The organism is Streptomyces sp. MMCC 100 (genome assembly GCF_041538145.2).
In the GTDB taxonomy this organism is placed as follows: Bacteria; Actinomycetota; Actinomycetes; order Streptomycetales; family Streptomycetaceae; genus Streptomyces.
Window position 1 is genome coordinate 1,629,085 of record NZ_JBGORK020000001.1, and the last position, 9,853, is coordinate 1,638,937.

The following is a 9,853-nucleotide window of genomic DNA, read 5'->3' on the forward strand; positions in this document are numbered from 1 at the left end:
ATGGAACTTGCCTTCATTCCCAGCCCGTCGCGCGGGGTGCTGCACCTCGGTCCCATCCCGCTGCGCGGCTACGCGTTCTGCATCATCATCGGCGTCTTCGTTGCCGTCTGGCTCGGCAACAAGCGCTGGATCGCCCGGGGCGGACGGCCCGGCACGGTGGCCGACATCGCGGTCTGGGCCGTTCCCTTCGGCCTGATCGGCGGACGCCTCTACCACGTGATCACGGACTACCAGCTGTACTTCAGCGAGGGCCGTGACTGGGTCGACGCCTTCAAGATCTGGGAGGGCGGGCTCGGCATCTGGGGTGCGATCGCGTTCGGCGCGGTGGGCGCCTGGATCGGTGCCCGGCGCCGGGGCGTTCCGATGCCCGCGTACGCCGACGCCGTCGCCCCCGGCATCGCCCTCGCCCAGGCCATCGGCCGCTGGGGCAACTGGTTCAACCAGGAGCTGTACGGCAAGGCGACCGACCTGCCGTGGGCCGTGGAGATCACCTCGACGGCGGACGGACGGCTGCCGGGCACGTACCACCCGACGTTCCTGTACGAGTCGCTGTGGTGCATCGGTGTCGCGCTGCTCGTCATCTGGGCCGACCGCCGCTTCAAGCTCGGCCACGGGCGCGCCTTCGCCCTGTACGTGGCGGCGTACTGCGCGGGCCGGTTCTGGATCGAGTACATGCGCGTCGACGACGCCCACCACATCCTCGGCCTGCGCCTGAACAACTGGACCGCGCTCTTCGTGTTCCTGCTCGCCGTGCTGTACATCGTGCTCTCGGCGCGGATGCGGCCGGGCCGGGAGGCCGTGGTGGAGCCGGGCGCGGAGTCCGCCGCCGGCGAAGCCGGGCCCGAAGGGGAGAAGGACGCCAAGGAGGACGCGGACGCCGGGACCGACGATGCGGACACCGCGGAGAAGACCGGTCCCCCCGAGGACGCCGGGGCCACCGAGGACACGGACGCGGCGGACAAGGACGACACGAAGGACACCGAGGGCGTGACGAACGGGGCCGACTCCGCCAAGAAGGGCTGACCCCGCCCGCCGTACATGCCGCCGAGGGCGCCCGGGACCCACCGGGCGCCCTCGGCGTCTGCCGGGAACCCGGCTCAGGACAGGGAGGGGCGCCTGGCCAGCGACAGGGTGCGCCGGGCCGTCGCCACCACCGCCGCGTCGATGAACCGGCCGTCCGGCAGCGCCTGCGCGCCCGGCTGGACCGTGGCCGCCTTCACGATCGTCTCCGCCTCCTCCAGCTCCCGCTCGGTCGGCAGGTACGCCCGCTCGATGATCGGCAGCTGACGGGGGTGGATCGCGGCCCGCCCCAGGAACCCCAGGGCGCGGCCGTGGGCGCAGGACGCCGCCAGGCCCTCCAGGTCCCGGGTGTCCGGATGCACCGTCTGGGACGGCGGCGCCAGGCCCGCCGCCCGCGCGGCCACGACCACGCGCGAGCGCGACCAGTCCAGGCCGGTGTCCCCGCGCACGCCCAGGTCCGCCCGGAGGTCCGCCTCCCCGAGGGCGATGCCGCGCAGCGCCGGGTGGGCGGTGGCGATCCGGTACGCCCGCTCGACCCCCAGGGCCGTCTCCAGCAGGGCGTACAGCGGCGGCCCGCCGACGGCCGCTGCGACCTCGGCGACCTGTTCCGGCGCCGTCACCTTGGGCAGCCGGAGCCCGGACAGGCCGGGCAGCGCGGCCAGCGCCGCCAGGTCCGCGGCGGCGAGCGGACCGTCCAGGGCGTTGACGCGGACGTGCACCGGCACCGGCTGCGGCTCGGTGAGCAGCTCGGCCGTGGCGTCCCTGGCGTACTCCTTGCGGTCGGCGGCGACCGCGTCCTCCAGGTCGACCACCACCACGTCGGCACCGGCGGCCAGCGCCTTGGCCACCACCCGGGGCCGGTCCCCGGGGGCGTACAACCAGGTCAGCGGGGGTGCGGTCATACGACGCCCTCCTCACGCAGCTCCTTCACGTCCGCCGGGGTGAGCCCCAGCCCGGTCAGCACCTCCTCGGTGTCCGCGCCGTGCGGGCGGCCCGCCCAGCGGATCGCTCCCGGGGTGGCGGAGAGCCGGAAGAGGACGTTCTGCATGCGCAGCGGGCCCAGCTCGGGATCGTCGACGGTGGTGACCGTGTCGAGCGCCCGGTACTGCGGGTCGCTCATCACGTCCCGCACGTCCTGGACGGGCGCGACCGCCGCCTCGGCCTTCTCGAACGCGGCGAGCACGTCGGCGCGGCTGTGCCTGGCGATCCAGTCGCCGACCGCCGCGTCCAGCACGTCGGCGTGCCGGGCCCGCTCGGCGCCCGTCGCGAACCAGGGCTCGTCGATCAGCTCGGGGCGGCCCACCAGCCGCATCACGCGCTCGGCGACCGACTGGGCCGAGGTGGAGACGGCGACCCAGGTGCCGTCGGCGGTGCGGTAGGTGTTGCGCGGGGCGTTGTTCTGGGAGCGGTTGCCGGTGCGCGGCTGGACGTGGCCGAGCTGGTCGTACCAGAGGGGCTGCGGGCCCAGCACGGTCAGGATCGGCTCGATGATCGCCATGTCGACGACCTGGCCCTCGCCGGTGCGCTCGCGTGCGGCCAGCGCGGTCATCACGGCGTACGCCGTCGCCAGCGCCGCGATCGAGTCCGCGAGGCCGAACGGCGGCAGTGTCGGGGGCGCGTCCGGTTCGCCGGTCATCGCGGCGAAGCCGCTCATGGCCTCGGCGAGGGTGCCGAAGCCGGGGCGGCGCGCGTACGGCCCGAACTGGCCGAAACCGGTGACCCGGGTCAGGACCAGGCGCGGGTTGACGGCGGACAGCTCGTCCCAGCCCAGGTCCCACTTCTCCAGGGTGCCCGGCCGGAAGTTCTCGACGACGACGTCGGCGGTGGCGGCGAGCCGGAGCAGCGTGGCGCGCCCGGCGGGCCTGGACAGGTCCAGGGTGATCGTGTGCTTGTTGCGGCCGAGCAGCTTCCACCACAGGCCGACCCCGTCCTTCGACGGGCCGTGCCCCCGGGACGGGTCGGGCCGGTTGGGGTGCTCGACCTTGATCACCTCGGCGCCGAAGTCGCCGAGCATGGTGGCGGCGAGGGGCCCCGCGAAGAGGGTGGCGAGATCGAGGACGCGCAGGCCCGTCAGCGGGGCGGGGCCGGGGGCGGCGGAGGCGGTGGGGGCGGCGGTCACGGCGTGCTCTGGCTCGGGCATGGGCGGGTGGCCTCCCGGTGGGTGAGGTGGGCGAGGGCGTCGAAGCCGGTGCCGTCGAAGTCGCCGACGGAGGTGGCCAGGCGGTTCTTCAGCGGGGCCGTCCAGTGCCCGGGCAGCGCGGCGGGGGAGCCGGCGAGCAGTCCGGCGACGCTGCCGACGGTGGCGCCGTTGGAATCGGTGTCCCAGCCGCCGGAGACGACGCGCGCGAGCGAACCGGTGAAGTCGCCGTCCCCGTGGGTGAGCGCGGCGGCGATCAGGGCGGTGTTGGGAACGGCGTGCACCCAGTGGTGCGCGGGGGAGTGCACGGCGTGGAGCTCGTCCACGACCGTGTCGAAGTCGCCGTGCGCGCCCGCGAGTCGTACGGCGTGCCGGACGGCCCTGGCGAGGCGGGAGCGGGGCGGTACGACCGCGAGTCCGGCGCGCAGACAGGCGTGGACGTCGGGCGCGTCGGTGGCGGCGGCGGTGGCGATGACGGCCGCCGCGAACATCGCCGCGTAGACGCCGTTGGCGGTGTGACTGAGGGTCGCGTCGCGGTGCGCCTGCTCGGCGGCGGCGGCCGGGTCGCCGGGGTTGGTCCAGCCGTGCACGTCGGCGCGGATCAGGGCGCCGATCCACTCGCGGAAGGGGTTGCGGTGGCGGGCGGTGTCCGGGGGTTCGAGGCCGGTGAGGAGGTTGCGGTGGGCGACGCGCTCGGCGGTGAAGGCGCGGCCGGGCGGGAGCTCGTCGAGCCAGACGCGGGCCACGTCGTCGGTGGTGAAGGCCCTGCCGTGGCGCTGGAGGAGCAGGAGGTTCAGGAGCGGGTAGTCGAGGTCGTCGTCCACCGGCATGCCGTCGATGTTCTCGGCGAGTGAGGTGGCCGCGGAGCGGCGGTTCCAGGGGTACGTGGTGAGCAGGTCGTGGGGGACGCCCCGGGCGGTGAAGTACGTGGCCGGGGGCCAGTTGCCGGTGGCCCGGCCGAGGAGACGGATGCCGGTCAGGGGCAGCTTCTCGACGGGTTTGCCGAGGAGGCAGCCGACGGCGCGGCCGAGCCAGGCGGCCTCCAGCCGGGCGGGGGACACGGAGGCGGCGGGGTGCGGGGACGGCCAGTCGGGGCACAGCGCCCTGATCCGGCCGAGGTCCGTCGGCTCGGACTCCGCCAACGGGGCGGGCAGACGGGCCAGTTCGTCCAGGAGGTCTTCCGCCAGGCGACGGAGGCCGGGGGAGACGGGCCGGGCGGAGGCGCCTGCCCGGGGTGGTGCCTCGCCGCCGCCCGCCGCCCGCCATCGGGCCGCGACCGCCGAGGCGTCGCGGCCGTCCAGCCGTGCCTGGCGCAACTCGTGGCCGATCAGGTCCTCGGGCTGCACCCAGGTCAGTCGGAGCATCCCGCGCCCCCGATCGCGGCGAACGCCTCCTCATGGGCCCGGCGGCGCCGTACGTCACGCGCGAAGACCTCCCGCGCGACGGCGGTGAGCGTCGTCGCCGGCGCCCACAGGTCCAGACGGCTCGCCTCCGCGACGGTCTTGGCCCAGTCCTCCGGAACCGGGGATCCCAGCGCCCCGGCGACCGCGCCCGCCATCGTGGCGATGGAGTCGCAGTCGCGGCCGTAGTTGACCGCGCCGAGGACCGCGTGCCGGAAGTCGCCGCCGGAGACGAGCAGCATGCCGAGGGCGACGGGCAGTTCCTCGATCGCGTGCAGGCGCGAGGGGCGGCGGGCGCCGAGCGAGGGTGCGCGGTAGTCGGGGCCCACCGTGTCGAACGGCGCGACCGCCGCCCGCATTGGTGCGAGCGCCGACTCGAAGTCCGAGTGGCGTGCGGCCACTTCGCACACGGCCTCGATCGCCGCCCGGGTGCCGTCCTTGGCCAGGGACAGGCAGGCGGCCACCACGGAGTCCGGAGTCGCTCCCGGTACGCAGGCCGCGGCCACCGCCGCCGCGAAGACACCGGCCGCCTCACGGCCGTACGACGACTGGTGCGCGCCCGCGACGTCCAGGGCCTCGGCGTAGGCGGCCGCGGGGTGGGCCGCGTTGACCAGGCCGACCGGGGCCATGTACATCGCGGCACCGCAGTTGACGATGTTGCCGGTGCCGGCCTCGCGCGGGTCCACGTGGCCGTAGTGGATCCGGGCGACCAGCCACTTCTCGGCGAGGAAGATCCGCTGGAGCGGGAGCGCCTCGGCCTCCAGTTCCGGGATCCAGCGCGGGTTGGTGATCAGGTCCGGGACCAGGTGCTCGGCGACCGCGTACGCGTCGAGGTGGTCGCGGACCGTGCCGTAGACCCGGACCAGCGCGTGCGTCATCAGGGTGTCGTCGGTGACGTGGCCGTCGCCCTTGTGGTACGGGGCGACGGGGCGCGCGGTGCGCCAGGCGTCGCCGTTCCAGGGGCCGACGACGCCGTGGACGCGGCCGCCGTGGCGTTCGAGGATCTGCTCGGGGGAGTAGCCCTCGACGGGGCCGCCGAGCGCGTCGCCGACGGCCGCGCCGACGAGGGCGCCCGTGACGCGCTCGTCGAGGGGCGCGGTGGTGCTGTGGTCCGGGGTGCTGGGGGTCATGGCGTGGTGCCTCGTCCTTCCGGTCGGGACGGTTGCGTGGCGTGCAGGAGAGCGGCGAGTTCGACCAGGTCGGTCCCGGTGAGCCGGGGCAGTACGCAGCCGGGCAGGGTGCGGCAGGCGTCCCGCCACGGCGCTGGGATCGACGTACCGCCGCCGAGCGCGCCGGTGAGGGCGCCGGCCAGGGCGGGGGCGGAGTCCGCGACCCGGGACAGACAGGCCGCCGCCGGTACCGCCTCGGCGATGCGGCCCCCGGCGGCGGTGGCGAGGGCGAGGGCGACCGGGACGGTCTCGGCGGCGGCGATGCCGTAGCTGTAGACGTGGTCGACGATGCGGTGCTCGAGGAGCGGGACGAGGGCGAAGGTGCTCTCGGCGTCCGCCGCGAGGGCCAGGGCCTGGCGGGCGTTGCGGCCGATCTCCGTGGCCTCGGGGAGTTCGGCGAGAGCGGCCGTCACGCAGGCGTCCACGGCGGCGCCGTCGAGGGCGCAGGCCAGCGCCGCCGCCATGGCCCGGGCGCCGTGCACACCGTCGCCGTCCTGGGTGTAGCGGGCGTCGAACTCGGCGAGGTCGGCGGCGGGGCACGGGGCGCCGGGGTGGGCGACGGCGAGGACGCAGGCCCGTACGCAGGCGGCGTCGTCGAAGTAGTGCGGGTTGTCGTGGCCGGTGGCGGGCGGGCGCAGGCCGGTGGCAAGGTTGCCGAGCCCGGCGCGCACCGAGATGCGGGCGCGCAGCGGCAGCACCGCCGACTCGACCTCGGGAGCGCGGTCGGCCGCCGCGGCGACCTCGCTGGCGACGGCGTTCCAGGTCAGGTCGATCGCGGCTCGCATCCGGCGGTCCCGGCTCAGGTCCCCGAGCAGGCTGTCGTCCCCGGCCCGCAGCACCGCCTCCGCCGCGAACGCCGCCCACTCGGCGTCGTCCGAGGGGCCGAGGCGCAGCGGTTCCGGGGACTGGTTCAGGGCGATGGGGACGGGGAGGGTGGTGGTCGCGTTCTGCTCGGCGAAGGTGTCCAGCTCGCGGGTGAGCCGGCGCGTCCACTCCGGCATCCGGGCGGCCCGGTGCCGGGCGGCGGGCCAGCCGGCGGCGTCTCCCGCGGCGAGCCCGAGCAGGAGCCCCTCGATGCGGTCGGAGAGCGGTACCGCGCGGGAGGCCACAGCCGTACCCGGCTCGGCTCCCGTCCGGTGCCCGCTCCCGCTGGACACCCTCCCCTCCGGAACACCGGGCCCTTCGACGTACGCCGTGGTGCCCGTCACCCCGTCCCCGCCCCGTGCCCTGCTCATGGCCCCACCTCCGCCGGTGCGCCGGGGTCCGGGACGGGTGGACGTGCGGCGAGGTCGGTGCCGCCGGGCTCGAGGGTGTCGGCGGGTGGTTCGTCCGGTACGGGGTGCGGAGCCCCGTCCGGGCTTCGGGGCGTCTGCGCCGCCGCGTCGGTCCCCGGGACGGGCGGATGCACGGCGGGGGCGGGCGGGGGCCGGGTGCCGACGGGGGCGGCGCCGTCGGGTGGTTCGCCCCGTACGGGAGACGGAGCCGCCTCAGGACCTGACGTCACCCGCTCCGGCTCCCGGGACAGTGCCCCCCTTGCTCCCCACGGAGCCCGCTCCGGGCTCTGGGCCGATCCGTTCGCGCCGGGCGCTGCGGGTTCCGTGTCCAACGGCACCTGCTCCGTGCCCGGCCGACCGCGCTCCGTGTCTGGCGGTACCTGCTCCGGGTCTCGGGGTGCCCGGTTGGTGAGCCCGGGCACGGGTTCCGTGCCTGGTCGGCCTCGCTCCGGGCCTGGTGGTACCTGCTCCGTGCCTGGCGGTACCTGTTCCGGGCCTCGGGGTGCTCGGTTGGTGAGCCCTGGCACGGGTTCCGTGACCTCTGGCGCGGGTTCAGTGCCCGGCCGACCGCGCTCCGGGCCCGACGGCAGCCGCTCCGTGCCCGGCGGCACCCGCTCCGGGCATCCGGGTGCCCGCGTCGTGGACCCCGGTACGGGCTCCGCGCCCGGCGGAGCCTCCCGCGGCGCCCGCGTCAGCAGGTCCGCCACCTCCAGTACGTGGTGTCCGGCCATCGTCGGCAGGCAGGTGCCGCGGACCGGGCCGATGGCGGCGGCCCAGTCGGCCGGGATGGCGTGGACGCCCCGGGTCGCCCCCGCGAGGGCGCCGGCCACCGCGGCCGTGGTGTCGGCGTCGCGGCCCATGTTGACGGCCGTCAGTACGGCGTCCGTGAAGTCGCCGTCGGCCGCCGCGTACGCGCCGAAGGCGAGGGCGACGGCCTCGGGCGCCAGGTCGGTCCACGGGTAGCCGCCGATGACGACGGCGGAGCGCACCGCGCGTTCGCCGCGGTGGGCCGCCGTCATCGCGCGGCGCAGACAGCGCGCCGTCCAGGAGTCGTCCGGGACGACGGCCAGCGCGGAGGCCACGACCGCGACGGTCGATGCCCCGGCCATCGCCGCCGCGACGCCCGCCGCCACCGCCTGGCCGCCGTAGATGCCCTCGCCCTCGTGGCTGACCGAGCCGTCGATCGCCGCCAGCCGGGCCGCCTCCGCGGGCCGCCCGGCCGCGAACACGCCGTGCGGCGCGGCCCGCATGGCAAGTCCGTCGCTCCAGGCGTGCCGGTGCTGGGCGGAGATCGGGGCGGCGAGACCCCGGCGCAGGTTCTCCAGGGTCCCGCGCTCGCTGAAGCCCGCGCCCCGGAACGGTCCCTCCTCCCGGTCGGCGATCCACTCGTGCCAGGCCGTCTCCACGTGGGCCTGGGTGAGCCCGGCGCCGCGGCGGGCCAGCAGCAGGCCCGAGAAGATCGCGTACTCCGTGTCGTCCGTACCGGCGGGCCGGTCGGCCACGTACCCCGTGATGCGGCCCCAGCGGGCGCGGATCTCCGAGGGCTTCATGTTCTCGGCCGGTGCCCCGAGGGCGTCCCCGACGGCCAGCCCGAGCAGCGCGCCCCGGGCCCGGTCGCGGAGCCCGACGGCGCCCTGGGGCGCGGGGGCCGGGGGAATGCAGGCGGTGGATGCCATGCGGCCTCTCCTCTCCCTCGGCGTATCTGTCCCCGGTGCGGTGTGCGCCGCAGCCGAACCGGGGGCAGCGTCACCCGGTCGACATATGAGCGAGCATGATCACGAATGAGTACGGAGAGGTAAAGCCGCAGGTAAGCCCAGCCTTTCCTAGCTGGCAGGACGGAAATGATCGGCGTAGATTGGTTGTTGTTAAAAAGTAGAACGAGTCCAAACAAGTTCCCGGGGGGAACGTTCATGGCCATCATCGAGACCGAGGCGGCGCTCCACGAGGCGCACCGCGACAACCACACCCACCGCGACGTGAACGGCGGCTGGCTGCGCCCCGCCGTCTTCGGCGCCATGGACGGACTGGTCTCCAACCTCGCCCTGATGACCGGCGTCGCCGGCGGTACGGCGAGCCAGCAGACCGTGGTGATCAGCGGGCTCGCGGGGCTGGCCGCCGGTGCCTTCTCCATGGCCGCCGGCGAGTACACATCCGTCGCCTCCCAGCGCGAGCTGGTCGAGGCCGAGCTGGACGTGGAGCGCCGCGAGCTGCGCAAGCACCCGGCGGACGAGGAGGCCGAGCTGGCCGCGCTCTACGAGGCGCGCGGCGTCGAGCCGGAGCTCGCCCGCGAGGTGGCCCGCCAGCTGTCCAGCGACCCCGAGCAGGCGCTGGAGATACACGCCCGCGAGGAGCTGGGCATCGACCCCTCCGACCTGCCCTCGCCGACGGTCGCGGCCGTGTCCTCGTTCGGGTCCTTCGCGCTGGGCGCCCTGCTCCCCGTCCTGCCGTTCCTGCTCGGCGCCAGTGCGCTGTGGCCCGCGGTGCTGCTCGCGCTGGCCGGGCTCTTCCTGTGCGGCGCGGTGGTCGCCAAGGTCACGGCCCGCAGCTGGTGGTACAGCGGCCTGCGGCAGCTCGCCCTCGGTGGCGCGGCGGCCGGTGTGACGTATCTCCTGGGCAGTCTGTTCGGAACGGCCGTAGGATAGCCCGGCTCGAACTTATGCGGCGGGCCGCATAAGTAGTCGCTGCGCGTGGTTGCTGCACATGGCCGCCGCTCGTAGCCGTTACTCGCTGGTTTCGAGTGCGTAATCTCCGGGCATGAGCCGTAAGCGCTGTGGGCAATGAAGCCTGCCGCGCATCCGCGGAGTGGGCGACGACGCTCCCTCCGCGCCCTCGGACCGACGGACATCGATCTGT

7 protein-coding genes and 1 pseudogene are annotated in these 9,853 nt (G+C 75.3%); 2 read left to right on the forward strand and 6 right to left on the reverse strand.

Annotated features, from left to right (window positions below):
- Positions 1-1,023 carry a prolipoprotein diacylglyceryl transferase gene (gene lgt, locus ABS735_RS07500; RefSeq protein ID WP_373902082.1) on the forward strand — a complete coding sequence of 341 codons (1,023 nt, stop codon included), beginning with the start codon at positions 1-3 and terminating at the stop codon, positions 1,021-1,023.
- A 74-nt stretch (positions 1,024-1,097) separates the two neighbouring features.
- Here the strand turns inward: lgt and ABS735_RS07505 are convergent, their stop codons facing one another.
- The 6 genes and pseudogenes from ABS735_RS07505 to ABS735_RS07530 form a co-directional block, all read right to left on the reverse strand.
- Positions 1,098-1,922: an HpcH/HpaI aldolase/citrate lyase family protein gene (locus ABS735_RS07505; RefSeq protein ID WP_373902083.1), complete on the reverse strand. Its 825-nt coding sequence runs from the start codon at positions 1,920-1,922 to the stop codon at positions 1,098-1,100.
- On the reverse strand, positions 1,919-3,160 hold the full coding sequence (locus ABS735_RS07510; RefSeq protein WP_373902084.1) for a CaiB/BaiF CoA transferase family protein: 1,242 nt from the start codon (positions 3,158-3,160) through the stop codon (positions 1,919-1,921). The genes ABS735_RS07505 and ABS735_RS07510 overlap by 4 nt, the downstream gene beginning before the upstream one ends.
- Positions 3,136-4,521, reverse strand: a complete 1,386-nt coding sequence (locus ABS735_RS07515; protein WP_373902085.1) for an ADP-ribosylglycohydrolase family protein — start codon at positions 4,519-4,521, stop codon at positions 3,136-3,138. Before ABS735_RS07515 ends, ABS735_RS07510 begins: the two co-directional genes overlap by 25 nt.
- Positions 4,509-5,687, reverse strand: a complete 1,179-nt coding sequence (locus ABS735_RS07520) for an ADP-ribosylglycohydrolase family protein (protein ID WP_373902086.1) — start codon at positions 5,685-5,687, stop codon at positions 4,509-4,511. Before ABS735_RS07520 ends, ABS735_RS07515 begins: the two co-directional genes overlap by 13 nt.
- Positions 5,684-6,961 carry an ADP-ribosylglycohydrolase family protein gene (locus ABS735_RS07525; RefSeq protein ID WP_373902087.1) on the reverse strand — a complete coding sequence of 426 codons (1,278 nt, stop codon included), beginning with the start codon at positions 6,959-6,961 and terminating at the stop codon, positions 5,684-5,686. The genes ABS735_RS07520 and ABS735_RS07525 overlap by 4 nt, the downstream gene beginning before the upstream one ends.
- A gap of 731 nt (positions 6,962-7,692) precedes the next feature.
- A pseudogene (locus tag ABS735_RS07530) lies at positions 7,693-8,676 on the reverse strand (ADP-ribosylglycohydrolase family protein); the annotation flags it as partial.
- 234 nt (positions 8,677-8,910) lie between these two features.
- Here ABS735_RS07530 and ABS735_RS07535 point away from each other — a divergent pair.
- Positions 8,911-9,642 carry a VIT1/CCC1 transporter family protein gene (locus ABS735_RS07535; protein ID WP_061445294.1) on the forward strand — a complete coding sequence of 244 codons (732 nt, stop codon included), beginning with the start codon at positions 8,911-8,913 and terminating at the stop codon, positions 9,640-9,642.
- Positions 9,643-9,853: the final 211 nt, after the last annotated feature.

Coding starts and splice junctions, on each gene's coding strand:
- ABS735_RS07505 (WP_373902083.1), bottom strand. CDS start 1,922: ATGACCGCACCCCCGCTGACCTGGTTGTACGCCCCCGGGGACCGGCCC.
- ABS735_RS07535 (WP_061445294.1), top strand. CDS start 8,911: ATGGCCATCATCGAGACCGAGGCGGCGCTCCACGAGGCGCACCGCGAC.
- ABS735_RS07525 (WP_373902087.1), bottom strand. CDS start 6,961: ATGAGCAGGGCACGGGGCGGGGACGGGGTGACGGGCACCACGGCGTAC.
- ABS735_RS07510 (WP_373902084.1), bottom strand. CDS start 3,160: ATGCCCGAGCCAGAGCACGCCGTGACCGCCGCCCCCACCGCCTCCGCC.
- ABS735_RS07520 (WP_373902086.1), bottom strand. CDS start 5,687: ATGACCCCCAGCACCCCGGACCACAGCACCACCGCGCCCCTCGACGAG.
- ABS735_RS07515 (WP_373902085.1), bottom strand. CDS start 4,521: ATGCTCCGACTGACCTGGGTGCAGCCCGAGGACCTGATCGGCCACGAG.
- lgt (WP_373902082.1), top strand. CDS start 1: ATGGAACTTGCCTTCATTCCCAGCCCGTCGCGCGGGGTGCTGCACCTC.